Raw genomic sequence first — 22,049 nt, 5'->3', positions numbered from 1 at the left:
CCGCGAAGAACTCGGAGAGCGACAGCCCGTAGACTTTCAGCAGCTTTTGCAGCGTACTGATGGCAGGACTGACTTTGTCCTGTTCTATGGTGCTGATGGCGCTATGCGTTAATCCAGACAGTTCGGCGGCACGACGTTGCGAAAGACCCAGTTGTTGGCGAATCTCTGACAAACGTTTACCCGGCGCCAGGCCGTCATCGCTCATATTGGCATTTCCTTAACAGTAGGGGTCAGAGTCGCTGTTTTTCAGCGAGGTGGTTCTGACAAGCGGTGATAAAACCTTCCAGCAACATACGCGATAAGGCGTATTCGCTACTGTTCCATTCCGGATGCCACTGCACGCCCAGAGCAAACGGGTGATCGTGAACGCTTGCCGCTTCGACCAGACCATCCTGCGAACGTGCTTCCACACGCAGCAGCGGGCCCAGCGTTTTCGCGCCTTGTCCGTGTAACGAGTTCACCCAGAACGTGTTGCAACCCGGTATTAATGTTGAAAGCAATCCTCCCTGTTGAACCTGGACTTCGTGAGATGGCGCATATTGTTGCTCCACCGGGAGTTCCGGATCTTCACGGTGCTCAAGGAACTGAGGCTGATCGCACAGGCGACGATACAGAGTCCCGCCTGTGGCGACAACAAGTTCCTGCAAACCCCGGCAGATGGCGAAAATGGGAATGCGCCTTTCAAGCCCGGCGGTAATCAGCGCCATGCTCAATTCATCACGCCCGGGATCGGCGTCAGGCTCATCGCCGTTTTCACCATAGAGGTGCGGCTGCACGTTGCTGGGGCTGCCTGGCAGGAAAATGCCGTCGAGTTTTGGCAGCAGCGCCTTCAGCAGCTCTGGCTCAGCCAGCGCATGAGGCAGGGCGATCGGGAGTCCGCCAGCGTTCAGTACCGCATTCAGGTACTTTTCTTGCAATGTCTGGGTCTGGTGACCCTTAAGCCTGTTCCTGCACATCACGACACCAATAACTGGTTTGTCAAATATATCGACCATGATCGACCTCACATTCTGGACTAAATTATTGCCAAACTTATCCATGTTGACCTGTTCCGTTCAATATTTTCTCAATCTAGCAGCGAGATAACCTATTTGCAAACTCAATTTAACATTTGACAAACATTTGGATTGGTATCATTGTCGAAAAGTGGACATTATATTTAACGGTCGGGAATCAGCGACCGGCATCCAAAGCAACGGCGGTGAATCATGGAAACCAATATCGTAGAAGTTGAGAACTTTGTTCAGCATTCCGAAGAGAGACGAAGTAGCGCGTTCGCACGCGAAGTAAAGACCTACCTCGAACGTTACCCGAATACCCAATATGTTGATGTTCTGCTAACCGACCTGAACGGCTGCTTCCGTGGAAAACGTATCCCGGTTTCCAGCCTGCGTAAGATTGAGAAAGGCTGCTACTTCCCGGCGTCTGTCTTCGCGATGGATATTCTGGGCAACGTGGTAGAAGAAGCCGGGTTAGGGCAAGAGTTAGGTGAACCGGATCGCAATTGTGTGCCTGTGCTGGGGACGTTAACCCCGTCAGCCGCCGACCCGGAATATATCGGTCAGCTACAGCTGACAATGCTGGATGAAGATGGCGCTCCCTTTGACGTTGAGCCGCGGAACGTGCTTAACCGACTCTGGCAGAAGCTGCGCCAGCGCGGCCTGTTCCCCGTGGTAGCGGTAGAGCTGGAGTTCTATTTACTCGATCGTCAGCGCGATACTGAAGGTTACCTGCAACCGCCATGCGCCCCGGGCACCAACGACCGTAATACCCAGAGCCAGGTTTACTCCGTTGATAACCTGAACCACTTTGCCACCATTCTGGAAGATATCGATGATTTGGCGCGTCTGCAGCTGATCCCGGCTGATGGCGCAGTGGCAGAAGCCTCTCCTGGCCAGTTCGAAATCAACCTTCATCACACCGATAACGTGCTGGATGCCTGTGACGATGCGCTGGCCCTGAAACGCCTGGTTCGCACCGTGGCCGAGAAGCACAAAATGCACGCCACCTTTATGGCGAAACCGTATGAAGAGCACGCCGGCAGCGGGATGCACATCCATATCAGCATGCTGAACAGTAAAGGCGAAAACGTGCTGGCCGACGCCGATGGCGAAGATTCCGCCATCCTCAAGCGTGCCCTTGCGGGAATGATAGATTTAATGCCTGCATCTATGGCACTGTTAGCGCCGAACGTAAACTCCTACCGTCGTTTCCAGCCAGGTATGTATGTGCCAACGCAGGCTTCATGGGGGCACAACAACCGTACCGTCGCGCTGCGTATCCCTTGTGGCGATCGTGACAACCACCGTGTCGAGTACCGCGTAGCGGGTGCTGATGCCAACCCTTATCTGGTGATGGCGTCCATTCTCGCCGGGATTCTGCACGGCCTGGATAACGAGCTGCCGCTGCAGGAAGAAGTCGAAGGGAATGGTCTGGAGCAGGAAGGCTTGCCGTTCCCTATCCGTCAAAGTGATGCGCTGTGGGAGTTCACTCAGAACGACCACCTGCGTGAGCTGATGGGCGAACGTTTCAGCCATGTGTTCCATGCCTGTAAGAACGACGAGTTAATTCAGTTTGAACGTCTGATCACAGAAACTGAAATTGAGTGGATGCTGAAAAACGCATAATCGCGAGTTGCCCGGTGGCGCTTCGCTTACCGGGCCTACCGTGAGGATGTAGGCCGGGCAAGCATCTCGCCGACCGGCAAGAAAAAATAAAAGGCAGCATCATACGGTCTGAGCGGAGCCAGACCGGACGTTTTAGCAGGGCAACCTGCCATTTTCCGGCGTCGCGTAACGGAGCGCAGGCGACAAAGGGTCTTCAGTTAATAACAAATTGTATGACGAGGAAATGAGATGATGCAGATGTTCAAGTACCCACACGGCGAAGGCGAATGCCGCTGCCGTATTGATTATGACGGACCAGTACAAGGTCATTGCCCGACGTTAACTCCATCACATTCACGACTTACCCCCAGGCTTAGCAGGTTTGCAATAACGACAACGATTTCATCGCAAACCCGTACGTCCTTGGGGGGACTTCGTCATGGCGACTAACTCATCACTCGATCTTCCATCGCAGGCGGAAAAACCGCAGCTGCGTAAATCTTTAAAACTCTGGCAGGTGGTGGTGATGGGGCTTGCCTACCTCACGCCGATGTCGGTGTTTGACACTTTCGGGATCGTGTCCGGCATTAGCGACGGCCACGTCCCTGCATCCTATATTCTTGCGCTGGCGGGGGTGCTGTTTACCGCCATCAGCTACGGCAAACTGGTGCGTCAGTTCCCGCAGGCCGGTTCTGCTTATACCTATGCTCAAAAAGCCATTAGCCCGCACGTTGGCTTTATGGTCGGCTGGTCATCACTGCTGGACTATCTGTTCCTGCCGATGATTAACGTCCTGCTGGCGAAAATCTATCTTTCTGCGCTGTTCCCGGGCGTTGCGCCATGGATTTGGGTGGTGGGCTTTGTCTGCATCCTGACCGCCGCAAACCTGAAAAGCGTTAACCTGGTCGCCAACTTCAACACGCTGTTCGTGCTGGTGCAGGTGGCTATCATGGTAGTGTTTATCTTCCTCGTGGTACAAGGCTTGCACAAAGGCGAAGGGGTAGGGACTGTCTGGTCGCTGCAGCCTTTCATCAGCCAGAATGCGCACCTGATTCCGATAATCACCGGCGCGACAATCGTCTGCTTCTCGTTCCTTGGCTTTGATGCGGTGACCACGCTGTCGGAAGAGACCCCGGATGCGGCGAAGACCATCCCCAAAGCTATCTTCCTGACGGCGGTGTACGGCGGCATTATCTTTATCGTGGCCTCCTTCTTTATGCAGCTGTTCTTCCCGGACATCAGCCGCTTCAAGAACCCGGACGCCGCATTGCCGGAAATCGCGCTGTACGTGGGCGGGAAACTGTTCCAGTCGATTTTCCTGTGCACCACGTTTGTGAACACGCTGGCCTCAGGCCTGGCCTCACACGCCAGCGTCTCACGACTGCTGTATGTGATGGGACGCGATAACGTGTTCCCGGAGAAATACTTCGGCTATGTGCACCCGAAATGGCGCACCCCGGCACTGAACGTGCTGATGGTCGGCGTGGTGGCGCTTTCGGCGCTGTTCTTCGACCTGGTCACGGCAACCGCGTTGATCAACTTCGGTGCGCTGGTGGCCTTTACCTTCGTGAACCTGTCTGTGTTCAACCACTTCTGGCGTCGTGAAGGGCGGAACAAAACCTGGAAAGACAAGCTGCACTATTTGATCCTGCCATTAATGGGCGCAGCCACGGTCGCTGTGCTGTGGGTTAACCTCGAAATGACGTCGTTAACATTGGGCCTGGTGTGGGCTGCTGTAGGGATCTTGTATCTGACCTACCTGACTGGCCGCTTCCGTAAGCCGCCACCGCAGTTCGATGCCGCCAAAGCGGAACAGGCCTGGGAGTGATTTTTATCCGCTCTGGAGAAGAAATCAGCAAACGAACAAGATAGTGAAAAACAGGCTTTGACAAGCCGGGGGCGCATCGCTAATATGCGCCCCGTTCACACGATTCCTCTGTAGTTCAGTCGGTAGAACGGCGGACTGTTAATCCGTATGTCACTGGTTCGAGTCCAGTCAGAGGAGCCATATTTAGAAAAGCCTGCTTACGAGCAGGCTTTTTGCTTTTGTGGGTTTGTAAGGTGACACTTCTTTCTTTCACAGCGCTTCAGTGAGCGCGTTGGCGACAGATAATTTCAGTCAGCAGCTTGCGGCCTGCTCAGGGGCAACCCCTCCTTTTCTGCTCTTTTGTGTTTCCGCCGCAGTTGTTCCGCTTGTTCAATCTTCAACAGCGTTTTAGCCGCAGCAGCTCTCGCTTCTTCGACCATTTGCGGATCTTCCTGTGCCAGAATTTGCTCCAGTGTTCTTCCCATGATTTACCTCGTCTCAACATACTTGTTCAGATATTTCGTTAACTATGCTCCGCGAGTGGGAGCATCTTTTTGTAAAAACGTTTCTCGTGCCCGACTTTTCGCTCAGCACAGAGCATCAGCCCGCAACGGTCGGGGGTGAAAGCGTAAAAAGCTCTTAATGGATCGCCATGACTCTGAATACGCAACTCCTTCAGATTGTGAAAGCGCGAGCCTTGTACTGTATCGGCATAGGGCCGTGACAGATTTGGCCCTTTTACACTGAGTATCAGCATTGAGGTAGTGACATTGCGCTTTTCATTTTTCGGCAGAGGGATAAACCACTCGTCAAACGTATCCGTCGTTTTAATGACCCACACATGCTACTCCTTGAGGTGGTTGATTGAAATCTGTTCAGGACCAGCCAGTGGAGGAGTGTGGTGAAAATAGCGTTTTCAGAAAAGCGCCCGATTGGAGAACTGGAAGGAGGATTCAGATGAAAAGACAGGTCATACAGCGGATGTAGAAAATATGCGGTGCAGGCCGCAAAAAGCGGGCACTGAGCCCGCCTGTTATGACTAACTGCGCTGCACCCGAACAGGTGCCGTTGCGCTAAACAGCCATGGCCGCGCATCGCTATCAACCCGTGGCGATAAGGTTTCGCGTACCTGCTGGTGGTAGTCATCCAGCCACTGTTTTTCTTGCTCACTTAGCAGAGCGATTTCCACCTGGCTCAGATCGATGGGGATCAGCGTCAGTGAAGCGAACTTACAGAAGCCAGGCAGGGAATCGACGACTTCGACCTGGTTTTCGATACGGATCCCGTATTCCCCTTCCAGATAGTAACCCGGCTCGATGGTGATGATATTGCCTGCCGCCAACGGCCATGGATTCACCTTTTTCGCGATGCGGTGTGGTGCTTCGTGGATCAACAACTGATGACCCACGCCGTGTCCGGTGCCGTGATCAAAATCAACGCCGAGCTCCCACAGAGAGCGGCGGGCAAAGGCATCCAGTTGGTGTCCGAAGCTGCCCGACGGGAATTGCAGGGTTATCAGCGACAGAAAGCCTTTCAGCACTGCGGTGTAATGCAGTTTTCGCTGTTGATCCAATGGGCCAAACGCCAGCGTTCGTGTGGCGTCGGTGGTGCCGTTGCTGTACTGGCCGCCAGAATCATTCAGGTAGAAACTTTCCGCCGTGATGGCGGCGTTGGTTTCCTCGCTTGAGTGATAATGGCACATCGCGGCGTTGGCTGAAGCCGCAGAAATCGTCCCGAAACTCATCTCGATAAAGCTGTCTTGCTGTTCGCGGAATGCGAGCTGTTTAGCTTGTGCCTCCAGCTCAGTCAGTGGATCCCCTGCGGCAAGCCTGGCCGGAACCTCATGCGCCAGCCAGGCGAGGAAGTTCACCCATGCGGCACCGTCTTTCTGGTGGCTGTCGCGATAGCCTGCAAGTTCAGCATCATTCTTGGAGGCTTTAATTAAGGTGATGGGATCTGCGTTCCAGTAGACTTCGCCGCCGTGCTGCTCTGTGGCAAAACGCAGCACGACAGGGGCACTGTCTGCATCCAGCTGAATACGCTTGCCTGATGCAATTTGCTGGCAGCGTGGCACCAGTTGATCCATCGGCGACAGCGTTAAACCGGAAAGCAGCGCCTGCGGCAGATTCGCTGTTTTGGCGCTGTCGACAAACCATTCCACATCGCCTTTGCGGCTTAACAGGACGAACGAAAGCGGCACCGGGCTGGTGGCGATATCCGCACCGCGCACGTTGAGTAGCCACGCGATGTTATCCGGCTGGGTAATGGCAAGGTAATCGGCGCCGTGGGCATCAAGCACGGCTGCGATGCGCTGGCGTTTTGCTTCACTGCTTTCTCCTGCAATGCTCAGCGGCATTTCACGGATCGCGCCACAGGGCGCGGCAGGGCGATCGTGCCAGAGAGTATTGAAAAGATCTTCAGTGAGTGGCGTCAGCGTGCAATCGGTATTCTTCAATACTTCGTACTGGCTGTTGACCATCAGCATAGGATCGAAAGCGATGCGGCTGCCTGCCGGGAGATGGTTCTCCAGCGGATCGTTATGCAAGTGATGAATGTCCCAGGACTGAAGATCCACTTCATTACGAACCTGAACCTGATAGCGCCCATCAACAAAAATCAGGGCGCGATCCTGAAGGACCAGCGCGACCCCGGCGGAGCCAGAAAACCCGGAAACCCATTCGAGTTTATTATCGTGCGGGGCGGCATATTCGCTCTGCCAGGCATCGGCACGGGGCACAATCATGCCATCCAGGCAGTGTTCAGCCAGGTAGCGCCGAAGGGCAGAAAGTGGGGAGGTCGTTTGCATTGTACTTGTCCTGTTCATTAGCGGAACGGCGGTTCGTTAAAGGTGCGCAGTTTGCGTGAGTGCAGTTTATCGCCCTCAGCTCGCAGCAAGTCGATGGCGCGGATCCCAATCTGCAAATGCTCAGAAATGGCACCTTCATAGAAGCGGTTCGCCTGGCCCGGCAGCTTAATTTCGCCGTGAAGCGGCTTATCAGACACGCAAAGCAGCGTGCCGTAAGGCACGCGGAAGCGGTAACCCTGAGCGGCGATGGTGGCGCTTTCCATATCAATGGCGACCGCGCGGCTCAGGTTGAAACGCAGCGCAGAGGCGGAATAACGCAGCTCCCAGTTACGGTCATCGGTGGTGACGACAGTCCCGGTTCGCAGGCGATGTTTGACCTCTTCGCCAGGCATCCCGCTGACCTGCTTGGTGGCGTCATACAGCGCGCGCTGAACTTCGGCGATGCTTGGGATTGGGATATCCGGCGGCAGAACCGCATCCAGCACGTGGTCGTCGCGCAGATAAGCGTGCGCCAGCACGTAATCGCCAATGGTCTGGCTTTCGCGCAGCCCGCCGCAGTGACCAATCATCATCCACACATCCGGGCGTAACACGGCCAGATGATCGCAAATATTTTTAGCGTTAGCCGGGCCCACGCCGATGTTGATCAGCGTAATGCCCTGTCCGTCCTTGGTGATCAGGTGCCAGGCAGGCATCTGGTGTTTTTTCCAGGCCAGATCGGAAATGGCGGTTTCCGGTGCTTCAGTATCGGCGGTGATCCACACGCCACCTGCGCAAGACAGCGCGATATACGGGCTATCCGGATCAAGAATCTGGCTGCATCCCCAGCGCACAAACTCGTCCACATAGCGGGTGTAGTTGGTGAACAGCACAAACGGCTGGAAGTGTTCAACGGGCGTGCCGGTGTAGTGACGCAGGCGAGCGAGGGAGAAATCCACGCGGCGAGCATCAAAGTGCGACAGTGGGTAAAGCTCGGTAGGGTGGAACAAGCCATCGGCAGTTTCGTCACCAATCTGCGCTAAATCGGTGGTCGGGAAGTGGCGTGTTAGCCCCGCGCTCATGGAGCGATCCAGGGTTAACGTGGAGCCATCAATCACGTACGGATAGGGAATTTCATGCTCAGACAGTTCGACGGTGATGTTGGCACCGTAATCCTGATACAGCGACGTGAGCTGCTCAAGCAAATAGGGGCGGAAAAGCGTGGGTTGCGTAATGGTCGTTGTGTAGCAACCCGCATGCGTGAAGCGGCCCCAGGCTAGGGTCTTAAGGGCATTGTGCGCTTCACCGTCCCAGGAGACGGAAAGAGAAGGGTAAACGAACAATCCTTTTGCACGTTCTTCTGGACCTGGCAGGGTGTTGTCGTTGATGTAACGACCAATCGCTTCTCGCAAAGCCGCGACCGATTGATTATAGAGCGCGTCAAGTCGTTCCAGCGCCTGTTCCGGGGTGAGGCCGGTAGCCTTATTATTCATCATTCGCTCCATGTGTCTGCTCTCGGTTTTACCCGATAAAATGTCACAGGAATGTGACACAAAAGCCAGCGGAAAATGCCGAACAATGAAGGGAATGCGAAGGGAATGCAGAAAAGCAAAAAGCCCGCTCGAAAGCAGGCTTTTCTAAATTTGGCTCCTCTGACTGGACTCGAACCAGTGACATACGGATTAACAGTCCGCCGTTCTACCGACTGAACTACAGAGGAATCGTGTGAACGGGGCGAATAGTAGCGATGCCCGCGCAGCATGTCAAAGGCTCCGTGCGTTCAGTCGTGCTGATTGCTGACTATTTCAGCAAAAAGCGAGGAATGGCCGAAAAAATGCCGAATCATGCTTCACTGAGACACACATTTTGCGGATGCGAAGCGCTCAATCCAATACGCATCACATCCTGAGCGATCATCATCTCTTCATTGGTGTTGATGACGGCCACTTTTACCACTGAACTGTCAGAGTGAATAAACGTCGCATTCTCAGCGTTCTTCTGGTCATCCACCGTCAGACCCAAAAATCCCAAATTTTTGCAGATGGTTGCTCTGGCTCGAACAGCGTTTTCGCCGATGCCCCCGGTGAAAATGAGTGCATCAATGCCGCCCATTTGCAGGACGTAGCTCCCGATTGTTGCCCTGATTCTTTCTGCGAAAAGCGTGAGGGCGAGGGCAGCTTGTTGATGACCCGCATCCGCAGCCTGTTCCACATCCCGATAATCGTTGGACACACCGGATACGCCCAAAAGCCCGGACTCATTGTTGATCAACAGATTGAGCTGCTGCGGGGTTTTGTTCTCACGCTGCGCAACCCACGGCAGAATAGAAGGGTCGATATCGCCACTGCGGGTGCCCATCATCACGCCGGATTGCGGGGTAAAGCCCATCGACGTATTCACCGATTTCCCGCCCTGAATGGCGCAAATGCTGCACCCATTGCCAAGATGACAGCTGACCACGCGAAGCGCGCTCAACGGAATACCCGTTTTTTCGGCTAACGTCTGGCTGACAAATTTATGGCTCGTTCCGTGAAAACCATAGCGGCGCACGCCCAGCTCCTGGTAATACCGGAACGGCAGAGGGTAAAGAAAAGCGGAGGCTTCCAGCGTTTGATGGAAGGCTGTATCAAACACCGCCACGGCAGGTATGGTGGGTAAAAGCTGACGAAACACTTTAATACCCAATACGTTAACGGGATTGTGCAGCGGCGCCAGTTCCGCCAGTTGTTCTATTTTTGCCAGCGTATCGTCGGTGATGTTCACCGAGTCTTTAAAGAATTCCCCACCGTGCGCGACGCGATGCCCGACGCCATCAATATCCTGCAACGAGTTGATGATCCTCAGCGCGATCAGTTTATCCAGCAACAAAGTGACGGCATGATGATGATCGTTGACGGGCAGCGTTTCCTGCCATTTCTCCGCTATCACTTTTAGCGTAAAGCTCGCATCTGCTTTGCCGATTCGTTCAATGATCCCCTGACAGCGAACCTCGCCCTGTGGCAGGCTCAGCAGCTGAAACTTCAGGGATGAACTCCCGGCGTTGATCGCCATAATGTTATACGACATGAACATTCCTCTGATTCAAAAAGGCGCTGATTTCCTTCAGTCCTGCGTGGGTCGCGGCGCTGGTAATGAACACCGTTTGCGCGCCGGCCTGTTTCAGCCAGTCTTCTACCTTTGCTATTTGCTGTGGGGCGGCAATGTCTGCTTTAGTGACAATCCCGATAGCAGGACGGTTCATCGGTTCGATGAACCCCGGAGAAAACGGTGAACTCACCGCATCTGCATTCAACACCAACGCGATGACATCGGCCTCACAGGCGCTCGCCAACAGCGCACTGTACAGACGCCGGTTTTCCAGGTATTCGCCGGGGGTGTCGATGCTTTCCGGGCTCCAGGCAATCGCCTGGGTTTTTTGATAATGCAGTGCTTCCCCGCGAAAACACTGGGTGAGTGAGGTTTTGCCGCACTGGCTGGGGCCAATAAGCATGATGCGTTTCATTGCGCTACGTCCGGGTGAGAGAACAGGCGGTAAAATGCAGCACTTCGCCCAGCGTTCGGGTGACCTGAGTTAAGGCATATTCGATGGCGGAGACATCGCCCGTCAGCACCACTGAACCGGTAAACCGGTCGAGAAAGCCGATGTCCACTGCGCCTGATTTTGTCGCAATATCGCAGGCGATAATTGAGGCTTCGCTGGGCGTAATGGTCAGAATGCCAATCGCTGACACGGTATCTTTCAGCCCCAGTTTTTTAAATAAATCTTTTCCTGGATTGGCAATCAAATGGGCCAGCGTGACTTGTTTGCCCGGCACATATTCCTGAATCATGCGATCGGTTGTTGGTGAGTTTTTCATTATGCCTCCACTATCTGTCGCCACATGGCATCGTGAGGGCGAGGAAGCACCACGCGAGAAACCAGCAGCCCTTTTTCACCAGCAGCCTCAGCCGCAACCGTAACGGCATTGTTTACATCTGAAACTTCGCCCACCAACACCATGTAGCATTTGCCGCCAATGCCGTAGGCCATATGTACGCGAACAAGCGTGACGTTTGACGCTTTGACGGCACGGTCGGCGGCGCCAAGGCAGGCCGCGATACTCCACGTTTCAACTACCCCAACCGCCTGTTTACTTTCTACAGCGTTCAGGCCGCTAATCGCAGGCAGAATACTGTGATGAAGGTTTGGCAGCACCAGGCTGTCAACGAGCATTTCGCCAGCAAGTGCTTCGCCTGCAGCAACAGCCTGTTGCACTGCACCGACATCACCGCCCAACATAAGCAGATACTTTCCGGGGCAGGTGGTTTTGCTGGCGAGCAGCGTTACGTTGGCGCTTTTCAGCATGATGTCACCTGCTTCCATTCCCTTCGCAATACTGGTGAGCTCTAAAATTCCAATAGCCTGAGACATGGTTATCCTCTTATCACCGTAATGGCTTGTTCCGTTATGTCGCTGACGATGCCGTCGATGCTGGCGTGGATCGCAGCACCTAACGCTTCTTCAGGGACATCCGCGACGCATTGCCCGCGCGTAACTCGTTCCCCTATTTTCACGCAAGGCGTAGCACTCGCTCCGATGTGTTGGCGTAGCAGTAAAGTGACTTGTTGTGGCTGATAGTCTGTTTCGGTGAACGGCGCATCGTGATACCAGTCATTCAGGCCAAGCCGGGCAATGAGCCGTTTAATCGGGACCAGACGGTGCTTAGCCATCTCATCGGCGGCAAGCAGGGGCCCTTCATAGCGCTGGTTCTGCGCCCGAAGTTCACGTTTGAGCATTCTGTTAATTCGCATCGGCGAAATGCCGACTGGACACGCCACGCTTTCACACACATTGCACTCTGAGCAGGTGAGGGCACTCAGCAGGATCTGCGGTGTGGCGGTTTGCTGATAGTTCACCGCGCGCACCAGAAGATGAGGTGAGAGCGGATGACCCATCACATGCCTCGGACAGAGATCGGTGCATAAGCGGCACTGTTCACACACCGTTTTCGCCAGTGCCAGCACCGTTTTGTCATCCTGTAAGCGTCGCTGAATGAGCGAGTGTGTTTTGGGAAGCACCAGCAATCCGCCAGTTGTTTTGGTGACAGGCGAATCAAGGGAAGAAATCAGGCTGCCCATCATGGGGCCGCCGTTAATAAAGCCCGGATCGGGGACGGATGCACCCCCCGCCAGAGCCAGAACGTCACGCAGAGAAGTACCAATGGGCACCGTGACAGTCAGGGGAGTCGTCACTGCGCCATTAACGGTCAGGGTTCTGCGCGTCACCGGGTAGTGTTGTTCGACGGCTCTGGCGATGTTCAGCACAGTCTGCACGTTATTGACGACAACCCCCACGCTGACAGGCAGCGCGGCAGGGGGCACACGTCGACCGGTGGCCATCCAAATGGTTAACACTTCGTCGCCTGCCGGATAGACGTCCGGCAGAATGTGCAGGCGAATACCTTCAGCCAGCAGCGGTGTTAAGGCGTTTATCGCCTCGTGATATTTCTCTTTTAACGCAATGATGCCTGTACTTGCGCCAGTGGTGGTCATGGCATAGCGCAGGCCGCGAATCAGCCGTGCAGCTTGCCTGGCCATCAGTTGTTGATCCACCTTCAACAGTGGTTCACATTCGGCGGCATTCACTAAAAAGGTATCGACCTGAGCCTGAAGTTTCACGTGGGTTGGAAAGCCTGCTCCTCCAGCGCCAACCACGCCAGCAGCTTTGACATGATGGCGAATGGTTTGCGCATCAACATCCAGAAGCGTTGTCATAGCAATTCCTCCAGAAGCTCCCTGATAGCGCTGGCACCTGCGTTGCGCGGATTGGTCGCTAGCGTGACATCAACAAGTGCGGCCTGAACCATCACTGGAATGCGGTTTGCATAGCCGGTTTTGTGCTCACCCAGAGCGTCAGCAAAGCGGGGTATCTCACATTGTTTTAGCAACTGGGCGATATGTTGAAGCAGGGCATTCAGGCTGGCGGTGTCGTTGGCTGTTTCATGGCAGAGGCGGCAGGCTTTTGCCAGCCGCGCATAGCGTTTCATGGCACGTGAGTCTGTAGCATTAAAGCGAATAACAGCAGTGAGTAACAGGGCATTTGCCAGCCCATGTGGCAAATGAAATTGCCCGCCCAGTTGATGGGCGATGGCATGGTTCAGCCCAAGCCCGGCCTGGCTGAACGCCATGCCAGCAAGCGTAGAGGCATTGTGCATTTTACCGCGAGTGGCCAGGCAATCACCTTTTCTGACTGCAACAGGGAGGTAGCGAAAAACCAGCTGCGCGGCTTTTTCTGCCAGCGCATCGGTGAAGTCACTGGCTTTAGGGGAAACATAAGCCTCAATAGCGTGAGTCAACACATCCAGGCCGGTATTGGCCGTGATGTGAGCTGGCACACTGACCACCAATGCGGGATCAAGGATGGCGATATCCGGGTATAACGCCTTGTCGAATAAGGGGTATTTAATCCCTTTGTCCGGGTCAGTGATAACACAAGCACAGGTCACTTCCGAGCCGGTGCCGCTGGTGGTGGGAATGGCCACACAGGTTTCAATCTCTGTTTCGGCCTGGCGGCTAAACCAGACAATGGCTTTTGCGGCATCAAGTGCTGAGCCGCCACCAAATCCAATCACCACCTGTGGTTTCAGTTGCTGCATCTGTGTGATGCCTTGAACCACCGTGCTGATAGTGGGGTCTGGTGTAATGTCACTAAAAACGCTGATCTGATTACTGGCAGGCAATATCTGCTTAAGCGCATCAAACATCGGCGAACGGGCAAGAAAACCATCACAGATTATCCAGATGTGTTTATTCTCAAACCGCCGTAAAACATTCAGGCTGCCCTGGCCGCTGTACAACGTGGTCCTAAGTGAAAAGGTATTCATCACAGCCTCGTTAGCGGATAGAAAAGCCGTTCGTCAGCACGCAGCGACGGGAGCGAGCAAACGTGCGCGCTGAGGTTGTCCCTTCACCTGTTGGGGTGGCGATGGTAAAGGTGGTGAAGCCTTCGCCCCCAACACCAATCCCGGCATAAGACGGTCCATTTTTAACAAAAATAGAGGTCTGCAGGGCGCGTGCAGCCTGGTTTAATCGCGAAACGTTTTGCGAATGCATGACGGCGGTGTGGTGCAATCCTTCTTCAACGATAAGTGCTAACTCAAGAGCGCTGGAAAAATCCTTCACTTTGACAATGGGTAGCATTGGCATCAGCTGTTCGCAGGTGACCCAAGGGTCGCGAGCATCGACAACGCCAATCAGCAGGCGGGGAGCCTTTGCCGGAACCGGTAATCCGGCGGCACTAAGCATCTCTGAAGGGCTTTTGCCGACCAGTTTCTTGTTCACCTGACCTTCCGGCAGGCAGACTGCGCGTAACTTGTCGGTGTCTTGCGCACTGAGTAACAGAGCCCTGAAGGCTTGCAGTTGTTGAATCAAACGATCGGCAACGGATTCGACGACAATCAGGCTTTTCTCTGCAATGCAGGGCAGGTTGTAGTCAAAGGAAGCGCCATTGATGATGTCTTCGGCCGCTTTGACCAGATCGGCGGTTTCATCCACGATACACGGAGGATTTCCGGCTCCGGCACCAATCACTTTCTTGCCACTTTTCATTCCCATCGCCACGATCCCCGGCCCGCCGGTAATGGCAAGAATGGCAATTTTTTCATGTGCCATCATCTGCTGAGTGGCTTCAAATGTGGGTTCGGCGACGGTGACGACCAGATTGCGAATGCCGCAACAGCGAAAGGCAATCTCTTCAATCATGGCAATCAGCCTGAGGGAAATATTTTTTGCCGCCGGATGCGGGCTGAAGTAAACACTGTTGCCTGCGGCCAGCATGCTGATGCTGTTATTGATGATGGTTTCTGTCGGGTTGGTGCTGGGCGCGACGGAACCAATCACGCCAAACGGGGAGTATTCAAACAGCACCATCCCGCCATCGCCGGTAAGTGCGGTCGTGGTGAGGTCTTCCACGCCGGGCGTGTTATCCAGCGCGGCTTTGTTCTTGAGAAATTTATCTTCTTTGTTGCCCATGCCGGTTTCGCGCATGCTCTCTTCGGCAAGCTCTGGCAGATGCGGGGTCAGCTCTTGTCGCAGCGTGTTAATGATAGCGCTGCGTGTTTTTAATGGACATTGCTGATAACGCAAAAAGGCTTGATGCGCGGCGCTAATCGCCTCATCCACAGAGGTAAAAATCCCTTGTGCTGTCTCAGGTCGCGTTTCTGTCGCAGGCATTTTTTCGCGCAAAATGGTGCGAATCAAGGTTTCAAGCTCTTGTGTATTCATGATGGTATCCTTGTCTCTAATGCCAGTATCGCCGCCCGGGCAATGTCCATGTCCTGTTCCACGCTGCCTCCGCTGATCCCTAAACCGCCGATGAGAATGCTTTCTCGCCAGAGAGGGAATCCTCCCCCAAAGGTCACGACTTTTCCCTGCATTTGGCTTTCCAGCCCGTACAGTTCAGCACCGGGCTGGACTGCTGCAGAAAGCTCATGAGTCGCGGTTTTCATCGCGACCGCAGTCCATGCTTTTTTAGGTGCCAGTTCACTGCTGACCAGCAGGGCATCTGGCATTCGCCAGGTTACGGTTTGCGTGCCATACGCATCCACGATGCTGACGACAACAGGCACCCCCAGCGCTTCGGCATGCCTCACCGCTGCCTGAGTTAATTGATGAAGGTCTTTGAACGAGAGCGACATAGCGGATTTCCTGCTCGTGGCGGTAGGGCTGGCTGAGAGATAGCGGCGAGTCACTTCCTGAATAAGGGCTTGCTGATGAGCGTCATGATCTTCCGCGCGAGCCAGGGCGTATAAGCAATCTGAGAGGCGATTGAGGTAGCGCAGCAGTTCGCTTCTGACGATTGCTGTGGCGGATAACTCCACCAGACGCCTTTCTGCCCGACGAGCAAGCGTTCTGGCAAAATGCAGACGACTTGCCGCCTCGCAGCGTCCTGGCAAAATAAATTGCTTAAGCGGGGTAACACGACCCATTGCTGTATCAATGGCGGCTTCGAGTGCAGAAATGTCTTCAATGCTGATGTCATGGCGCTTTGCACTGGCTGCGCCCCCCTCGCTGGCAAGTTCGGCACTCAGCCAGAAAAGGTGATGCTGAACAGATTCAAGCAGCTCACGGTGTTCCGCACAGGTGCTGGCGCAAATACAAAGGCTAACCGCTGAATTCAGCTCATCCAGCGTGCCGTAAGTCTCTACTCGCGGATGTGTTTTGCTGACCCGTTCCCCGGTGAATAATGTAGTGGTGCCTGAGTCGCCAGTGCGGGTATAAATCGCCATACGCTCTCCTTAATGGGAAAGGGTGTCGACAATGCCAACGATGGCAAGATCGATAGCTTCATTGGGGCCGGAAAATACATGCCGTGCGCTGGAGCCGCTGGATAACAACACCAGTTCTCCGATGCCTGCTCCGACGGAATCCACAGCCACTTCGTCACCCTGGGTTGGTGGGTTCGGAAGATCGCCGCTGGCGCTCACACGCCGAACCAGCAGCAGTTTTTTGCCAACCAGCGAAGACGATTTTTGTGTCGACACCACAGAGCCAGTCACTCGAGCCAGTTGCATGGTTCACTCCTGCTTAATGAGGTGAATGTTGCGTGCCCGCGCAGCGTCAAGCGCGAGGGCGGTAATGACACACTGACGACGCAGCACCAGCCAATTTTCGTTAAGGCAAGCCAGGTCGGCATAACTTAAAAGCTTTGTTGGATGCAGAACGATGGTGCGTTCATGTTCGTCACACCACTTCAGAGGCAAACCCGACAGTTTGTGTACTGGTATCGCTGGCAATAAGTGCACGGGAATCGTTATTCGCACCCGCAGGCCCAGGCTGAGAACCTCAAAGAGTTTTTTCACTGTGCGATCCTCCTCCTGATGTTCTGCGAGTTGCCTAAGCTGCGGAAGGCTGATCTGAATCAGATTCAGCGCTTCGTGTTGGCTGCTTAATGCCCGGCTGTCGATGTCCTGAAATTGCGCGGCGCTTAAGGTTTTGGCTTGCCCGGCTCGTCGTTGCAGACGCGCGACGACTTCATCAATAACGTGCTGTATCAACACGTTGTTCATGAGCGGCTCACCAACGTTGCAAAAGCGTGCGGGTTATCTGCACCCGCCGCGTTGGCTTCATCGGTATCAATGTGCATTTCAAGGCGCATGTCCGGCGAAACCCGAATATCGACGTTGTCGAAAACCAGTTGGCGATCATCACCTTTGATGGCAACTGCCACGGTGTCGCCGTGTGACACGCGTAAAATCAGAGCGTCCAGAGGCGACATATGGATATGCCGACGGGCGACAATGACACCTGAAGCCAGTTCCAGCTCAGCAAAAGGGCTAACCAGACGGAGGCCTGGAGTGCCTTTCAGATCGCCAGAACGGCGTAAAGGAGCCGCTACCCCCAATGCTCTCGCATCGCTTCGGGATATTTCGACCTGACTTGCGCCGCGTAATGGCCCCAGTAACCGGACATTGGCTATCTGACCTTTAGGCCCGACCAGAGTGACTGTTTGATCAGCCGCGTAATGTCCTGGCTGGTGCAAAGCCTTTTTCTTGCCAATAGGTCGCCCTGGAAAAAGGTGAGCATAATCTTCAGCGCACAGATGGAGGTGGCGGCTGGAAATACCCAGCGGAATGGGTCGCTCCCGCATTTCATCCAGCACATTGCAGACAAGAGCGTGTAGAGAGTCTTTATCCATGGCGTATTCCCTCACTTACCCGCATGCAGGCAAAGGGTTCGGGGTTCCCCTTTCTGGCGCTGGCAAGCAGGGTCCTGGCAAAGATTACAGAGGGCGGGATCGAGAGCCGCCCTCTGAACTGATTCCTGTATTGCTGCGTCCTCAGGAGATTTTTCTTCATTCACCCCGGCAGATTCTGGAAAAATGCTAACCACCTTAGGGGGTTGCAAAATACCGGTAGCTGGGCGAGCAATGACTTTGTGCGCGACCAAACCTTGTTGCTGTTCCGCGAGGCTGGCACCGGTGATAACGGCAGCCTGCACCGAGGCAACATCTCCGGCGATTTTGATCAGCGTCCAGCCTGAGCCATTGGTTCTTTCGAATCCTGATATCGTAATAGCAGCGGCTTTCGCCATGAGATCAGCGCAGGTGATTGCCAGTGCCAGCCCACTTACTTCCAGTAACCCCAGTGATTGCTTCACGCTGTGCTCCTTGCCCGTAAGCGTCAGGCTGACTTAGGTAAAATGGCCTCAACGTCACTGTGTGGACGTGGAATAACATGGCAGGATTTCACTTCACCGACTGCGCTGGCTGCTGCACTGCCTGCATCGACAGCCGCTTTCACTGCGCCCACGTCGCCACGAACCATGACGGTGACCAGACCAGAGCCAATTTTTTCGTAGCCAACCAACTGCACATTGGCCGATTTCACCATGGCATCAGCGGCTTCAATGGCAGCGACCAGGCCCTTTGTTTCAACCATTCCCAGTGCATTATTCATATTGCAATTCTCCTGTGGATAACGAATGAGCTTCCCTGAAGGGAAGGCCCTTAACTAACCGCGCCGCGTTGTTTCCAGTGTGTCGGTGGGCGAGGTGACTTTGGTTCTGTGCCAGCGTATAGAGCGGGGCTGACACAGGTAGATTTTTGTAGTGCACAACAAGCGTGCTTTCGTCGCAGGCAATACCGACCAGCAAGGGCGAGTGTTGAGCGGCCTGCCATGCGCATTGAAAGAGGTCATCCATGGGCTGTTCGCGAAGGGTAAAGGGGATGCCTTCTTCTTCAATGCCAAACAGGACTTCTTGCCAAAGGGCGAGAGAGTTGTTCAGCACGGTTATCACAATGGCCGGAAGCTGTTTGCTGTTAGCCATGCGCCGCCTCCTTTTGCCATGACAGAATCAGGCCTGTAGCAACGGCATTTCGAGGACCTTCTGTACCGCGAATATTGCCGCGACCTGCAACCAACCGGTAATGAGCAAGGGCGTCGGTGACCAGCTGCGGTACTTCAAAATCGAGGGCGGAACCGCCGACGAGCACCACAAAAGGAATGTCCCGGATATTGCCCGTTGGGCTGACCTGGCGGAGTGCTCGCAGCGCGTTGGTCACAAACACTCGCTCCTTCGCACGGCGACGAACGGCGCGAACTTTCTCCAGTGGCAGGTCACCGGGGAGGGGGAGCAAACCGTCGGCCTTCACAACACAAACACGAGCAAAGACGCCTGGAGGAAGCGGGGCTGGGAAGAACTGAACGCTGCCGTCTTCATGACGCAGATGGAACAGGCTTTCCACTTTGGCTAACGGATGCTTTTTGATTTCTTCCGCGAGGTAGCGGTCTTCGAGACCCAGTTCACGGGCGATGATCATCGTAACCATATCGCCAGCACCGGCAAGATGAGTGGCAATGATGTCGCCCTGAGGATTGATAATGGAGGCATCGGTCGATCCCGCACCGAGATCGAGGATGGCCAGGGGGCGAGTTGTGCCTGGGGTCGTCAATGCGCCAAGAATTGCGGCTTCAGCTTCCGCGCCACCGACCTGCACATCAATAGTGAGTTTTTGTTTGATCTCATTAGCGATCATCGCCATTTGCAGACGGTCAGACTTCACCATTGAGGCAATACCAACGGCTTGTTCCAGCGAGAATTCACCTGCGACACCGCCAGTGACGCTCACTGGCACGGAAGTATCAACGGCCAGCAAATCCTGGATATAAATCTCACTGCTGGGCTTGTTGGTCAGTTCGGCCATCTTTTGCCGGACGTTTTCCAGCATGCCACCAATATTGGTGCCTGCTTCGCCGGTCACGTTATCGAGAGTTCGACACTCGCCGACGACTTTCATGATGGCATCTGCACCCGTCGCAACATCAACTCGTAATGTTCTGCCTTGTGAGAACAACTCAATATTTCCGGCAGGAATGGCTCTGGCTTTGACGTCTCCGGCTGGTGTTTTTACCACTACGGCAGAGCGGTTGCCTATCAGCGCTCTGGCAATGGGCACAATGTTTTTGGTTTCTTCGGCATTGAGTTTGAAAACCGTGGCGATACCGTAAGGGTTCGAGAGGGTTTCAATCACTTTGCCCGGAACGGCGACTTCGATGGCGGCAAGCATCCCCAAAGGGATTCTGTCGATATAACGCACTTCATCGACTACCGGCAAAGGATGATCCAGTCGGTTACTGACCAGTACGCCATCATCTTGCTGAAGGATAACGCCGGTCAGCCGATAGCCGACGCGTACAGCGGCGTTAATCATGTTCGCCACATCGGCAAAATCAAATGCTGAGGACACCACCAGAATGTACGGTGACTCTGTTGTACGGGTTAATAACTCTTCCGGCGTGATGGTGATGCCCGTGCCTAAGCCGACACCCCCGGGTGTTTTCGGGTTGTGACCAATCATGGTCGATTCGGTGATAATGGTTTCGGTGATGGTTTCCATTGCGACATCGCCAATCACCGGCGTGGCTTCGTTAATGCGAATGAGCGAAATATCGCTGACAGCGATACCGGCATGGTTAGCCGCAAGTGAGAGTGCCTCCTGGATGCCGAACACATTACGCAATGTGCCTTTGACCCCGGTGGTTTCCGTGAGCGCACTGCCTACAATGCTCAATGCGCCATGCTCATCAACCCTTGCCAAAGCAACTTCGGTAGAGGAGTTACCAATATCAATGCCAGCGATATAGTGCATATCCCGTCCCTGCGCTTAATCGTCGCCTTTGAGTTTTTTACGCGCCACATACAACTCCGCGGCTTCACGAACGAATCCGGCGCAAAGAGTGGCCTGATAACGTTGCTCAAGGTCGTCCGCTATTGCCTGCAGCTCTTCTTTGGTCGAACGGAACGGGCGCAATGCGTTGTAGATTTCCAGGATGCGATCGTCCGGCACGGCAGTCAGTTCGGCGGCGCGCTCAAAGTTAATGGCGAGGCGTTCACGCCCTGCATCACGGGCAATCGCCGCCTGAATACGCAACGTTTCGGGCGTGATTCGCATATCCTGGGCGGTGACCTGATTGTTCAGTACATTTTCCAGGGTGAAGTCATCCAGGGTCTTATTGGTCGCGGTTTTGACCCACTCCGGATGCTTGTTCGCCAGCGGATAGTCGGAGACTTTTGCCGCGTGAGCGGAACCCCTCACAACAGGTGAGACCGGGGTTTCACTCTGCAGGCTGTTCATGCGACTTAGCACATCCCGAACCATCGATTCAATTGCTTCGGTTTTCATGGAATATCCTTGTTAGAGCGCCACGCGCAGTTCCTGTGGGTTTTTGCCAGTGACGACGTACTTCGTCTCTTTGATGTGCAAAATGGCTGATTTCGCCTGATATTTTGGGCGTGCCATTTGGTCATTCAGTGTGGGCACGGGCTGTGGCGATTCCCGCTTGGCATAACGCGCAGCGTTTTTCCCAATCTGACGGTAGGTTTCCAGCGTCAGCAGCGGAGCCTGAGGAAACAGCTCCAGGTTCGAAAGTGGCGGTAATCCTTGCTGATGGATAACCGTGGTACCTTTCGACTGAATACCGATGGCGATCCCAGACCCGCTCAGGCGATTGCCTTCCACAGCGACGAAGGCCACATCCGAAGATTTAAAGCAGCGAATGACTCGTGCTTTGATGCCTTCTTCTTCAATCCCCGCAATCACTTCACGCAAAATGCTTTTATGAGGAACGCCAATAATGTTGGTGGTTTGCGACAAACCAAACGCAGGGCCAACAGCAATAACGACCTCGTCCTGCTGAGTGCCCTGACGGGCCTCGCCAATTTCGCTTAGAAAACTTTGACCCTGCGCTGGAGTAGCCTGAGGCGTCGACACTTGGTCAGAGATAAAAGAGACGGGTTTGTCGCTCCCCTGCATCTCTTTCAGCACATCCTCGATTATCTGACGGAGCAGTTTTTCATTGATTTCCATTGTTCA

At 54.4% G+C, this 22,049-nt stretch carries 25 protein-coding genes and 2 tRNA genes; 3 read left to right on the top strand and 24 right to left on the bottom strand.

Annotation, left to right across the window (positions count from 1 at the left end; translation table 11 throughout):
* Both ACRCWW_RS14755 and puuD read right to left on the bottom strand, forming a co-directional pair.
* A partial coding sequence (locus tag ACRCWW_RS14755; protein ID WP_438683078.1) for a helix-turn-helix domain-containing protein occupies nucleotides 1–205 on the bottom strand: 205 nt, incomplete at its 3' end.
* A gap of 25 nt (nucleotides 206–230) precedes the next feature.
* Nucleotides 231–995, bottom strand: a complete 765-nt coding sequence (gene puuD / locus ACRCWW_RS14750; RefSeq protein ID WP_404658065.1) for a gamma-glutamyl-gamma-aminobutyrate hydrolase — start codon at nucleotides 993–995, stop codon at nucleotides 231–233.
* Between the two features lie 213 nt (nucleotides 996–1,208).
* Here puuD and ACRCWW_RS14745 point away from each other — a divergent pair, with 213 nt between their 5' ends.
* The 3 genes from ACRCWW_RS14745 to ACRCWW_RS14735 all read left to right on the top strand — a co-directional run bounded on the left by ACRCWW_RS14745 (nucleotide 1,209) and on the right by ACRCWW_RS14735 (nucleotide 4,614).
* Nucleotides 1,209–2,627 (top strand): glutamine synthetase family protein, encoded by a 1,419-nt coding sequence (locus ACRCWW_RS14745; protein WP_438683077.1) that lies wholly within the window; start codon nucleotides 1,209–1,211, stop codon nucleotides 2,625–2,627.
* A gap of 418 nt (nucleotides 2,628–3,045) precedes the next feature.
* Entirely contained in the window at nucleotides 3,046–4,434 is a 1,389-nt protein-coding gene (locus ACRCWW_RS14740; protein WP_438683076.1) for an APC family permease, read from the top strand.
* Nucleotides 4,435–4,538: 104 nt separating this feature from the next.
* Nucleotides 4,539–4,614, top strand: a tRNA-Asn gene (locus ACRCWW_RS14735).
* A gap of 107 nt (nucleotides 4,615–4,721) precedes the next feature.
* Here the strand turns inward: ACRCWW_RS14735 and ACRCWW_RS14730 are convergent.
* The 22 genes from ACRCWW_RS14730 to ACRCWW_RS14625 form a co-directional block, all read right to left on the bottom strand.
* A complete protein-coding gene (locus tag ACRCWW_RS14730; RefSeq protein ID WP_438683075.1) occupies nucleotides 4,722–4,898 on the bottom strand; it encodes a hypothetical protein in 177 nt (58 codons plus the stop codon).
* A 38-nt stretch (nucleotides 4,899–4,936) separates the two neighbouring features.
* Complete coding sequence (locus ACRCWW_RS14725; RefSeq protein WP_438683074.1) at nucleotides 4,937–5,254, bottom strand: type II toxin-antitoxin system RelE/ParE family toxin; 318 nt, start codon at nucleotides 5,252–5,254, stop codon at nucleotides 4,937–4,939.
* Between the two features lie 198 nt (nucleotides 5,255–5,452).
* Nucleotides 5,453–7,219, bottom strand: coding sequence for an aminopeptidase P family protein (locus tag ACRCWW_RS14720; protein WP_438683073.1), 1,767 nt, complete (start codon nucleotides 7,217–7,219; stop codon nucleotides 5,453–5,455).
* A 17-nt stretch (nucleotides 7,220–7,236) separates the two neighbouring features.
* Nucleotides 7,237–8,691 (bottom strand): AMP nucleosidase, encoded by a 1,455-nt coding sequence (locus tag ACRCWW_RS14715; RefSeq protein WP_438683072.1) that lies wholly within the window; start codon nucleotides 8,689–8,691, stop codon nucleotides 7,237–7,239.
* 151 nt (nucleotides 8,692–8,842) lie between these two features.
* Nucleotides 8,843–8,918: transfer RNA gene (locus tag ACRCWW_RS14710), tRNA-Asn, on the bottom strand.
* Between the two features lie 122 nt (nucleotides 8,919–9,040).
* Nucleotides 9,041–10,264 carry an acetate/propionate family kinase gene (locus tag ACRCWW_RS14705; RefSeq protein ID WP_438683071.1) on the bottom strand — a complete coding sequence of 408 codons (1,224 nt, stop codon included), beginning with the start codon at nucleotides 10,262–10,264 and terminating at the stop codon, nucleotides 9,041–9,043.
* Entirely contained in the window at nucleotides 10,254–10,700 is a 447-nt protein-coding gene (gene pduV / locus ACRCWW_RS14700; protein WP_438683070.1) for a propanediol utilization protein PduV, read from the bottom strand. Before pduV ends, ACRCWW_RS14705 begins: the two co-directional genes overlap by 11 nt.
* 4 nt (nucleotides 10,701–10,704) lie before the next feature.
* Entirely contained in the window at nucleotides 10,705–11,055 is a 351-nt protein-coding gene (gene pduU / locus ACRCWW_RS14695; protein WP_438683069.1) for a propanediol utilization microcompartment protein PduU, read from the bottom strand.
* A complete protein-coding gene (locus tag ACRCWW_RS14690) occupies nucleotides 11,055–11,609 on the bottom strand; it encodes a BMC domain-containing protein (RefSeq protein WP_438683068.1) in 555 nt (184 codons plus the stop codon). The genes pduU and ACRCWW_RS14690 overlap by 1 nt, the downstream gene beginning before the upstream one ends.
* 2 nt (nucleotides 11,610–11,611) lie before the next feature.
* Nucleotides 11,612–12,952 (bottom strand): 4Fe-4S dicluster domain-containing protein, encoded by a 1,341-nt coding sequence (locus ACRCWW_RS14685; protein ID WP_438683067.1) that lies wholly within the window; start codon nucleotides 12,950–12,952, stop codon nucleotides 11,612–11,614.
* A complete protein-coding gene (locus ACRCWW_RS14680; RefSeq protein WP_438683066.1) occupies nucleotides 12,949–14,061 on the bottom strand; it encodes a 1-propanol dehydrogenase PduQ in 1,113 nt (370 codons plus the stop codon). The genes ACRCWW_RS14685 and ACRCWW_RS14680 overlap by 4 nt, the downstream gene beginning before the upstream one ends.
* Before the next feature lie 10 nt (nucleotides 14,062–14,071).
* A complete protein-coding gene (pduP, locus tag ACRCWW_RS14675; protein WP_438683065.1) occupies nucleotides 14,072–15,460 on the bottom strand; it encodes a CoA-acylating propionaldehyde dehydrogenase PduP in 1,389 nt (462 codons plus the stop codon).
* A complete protein-coding gene (gene pduO, locus ACRCWW_RS14670) occupies nucleotides 15,457–16,464 on the bottom strand; it encodes a two-domain cob(I)yrinic acid a,c-diamide adenosyltransferase PduO (protein WP_438683064.1) in 1,008 nt (335 codons plus the stop codon). Before pduO ends, pduP begins: the two co-directional genes overlap by 4 nt.
* Before the next feature lie 9 nt (nucleotides 16,465–16,473).
* On the bottom strand, nucleotides 16,474–16,749 hold the full coding sequence (locus ACRCWW_RS14665) for a EutN/CcmL family microcompartment protein (RefSeq protein ID WP_438683063.1): 276 nt from the start codon (nucleotides 16,747–16,749) through the stop codon (nucleotides 16,474–16,476).
* A gap of 3 nt (nucleotides 16,750–16,752) precedes the next feature.
* On the bottom strand, nucleotides 16,753–17,244 hold the full coding sequence (gene pduM / locus ACRCWW_RS14660) for a microcompartment protein PduM (protein WP_438683062.1): 492 nt from the start codon (nucleotides 17,242–17,244) through the stop codon (nucleotides 16,753–16,755).
* Complete coding sequence (locus ACRCWW_RS14655; protein WP_438683061.1) at nucleotides 17,241–17,873, bottom strand: phosphate propanoyltransferase; 633 nt, start codon at nucleotides 17,871–17,873, stop codon at nucleotides 17,241–17,243. The genes pduM and ACRCWW_RS14655 overlap by 4 nt, the downstream gene beginning before the upstream one ends.
* An 11-nt stretch (nucleotides 17,874–17,884) precedes the next feature.
* Complete coding sequence (locus ACRCWW_RS14650) at nucleotides 17,885–18,334, bottom strand: BMC domain-containing protein (RefSeq protein WP_438683060.1); 450 nt, start codon at nucleotides 18,332–18,334, stop codon at nucleotides 17,885–17,887.
* Between the two features lie 23 nt (nucleotides 18,335–18,357).
* Complete coding sequence (pduJ, locus tag ACRCWW_RS14645) at nucleotides 18,358–18,633, bottom strand: propanediol utilization microcompartment protein PduJ (RefSeq protein ID WP_438683059.1); 276 nt, start codon at nucleotides 18,631–18,633, stop codon at nucleotides 18,358–18,360.
* The gene (locus tag ACRCWW_RS14640; RefSeq protein ID WP_438683058.1) at nucleotides 18,626–19,003 is read right to left on the bottom strand and encodes a glycerol dehydratase reactivase beta/small subunit family protein; all 378 of its coding nucleotides are present in this window, start codon (nucleotides 19,001–19,003) and stop codon (nucleotides 18,626–18,628) included. The genes pduJ and ACRCWW_RS14640 overlap by 8 nt, the downstream gene beginning before the upstream one ends.
* Complete coding sequence (locus tag ACRCWW_RS14635) at nucleotides 18,996–20,825, bottom strand: diol dehydratase reactivase subunit alpha (protein WP_438683057.1); 1,830 nt, start codon at nucleotides 20,823–20,825, stop codon at nucleotides 18,996–18,998. The genes ACRCWW_RS14640 and ACRCWW_RS14635 overlap by 8 nt, the downstream gene beginning before the upstream one ends.
* Before the next feature lie 15 nt (nucleotides 20,826–20,840).
* Nucleotides 20,841–21,359: a propanediol dehydratase small subunit PduE gene (gene pduE / locus ACRCWW_RS14630; RefSeq protein WP_438683056.1), complete on the bottom strand. Its 519-nt coding sequence runs from the start codon at nucleotides 21,357–21,359 to the stop codon at nucleotides 20,841–20,843.
* Nucleotides 21,360–21,371: 12 nt separating this feature from the next.
* A complete protein-coding gene (locus ACRCWW_RS14625; RefSeq protein ID WP_438683055.1) occupies nucleotides 21,372–22,043 on the bottom strand; it encodes a propanediol/glycerol family dehydratase medium subunit in 672 nt (223 codons plus the stop codon).
* Between the last annotated feature and the right edge of the window lie 6 nt (nucleotides 22,044–22,049).

It is taken from the genome of Scandinavium sp. (assembly GCF_051650185.1).
In the GTDB taxonomy this organism is placed as follows: Bacteria; Pseudomonadota; Gammaproteobacteria; order Enterobacterales; family Enterobacteriaceae; genus Scandinavium.
This window is presented reverse-complemented; position numbering and strand designations above follow the sequence as displayed.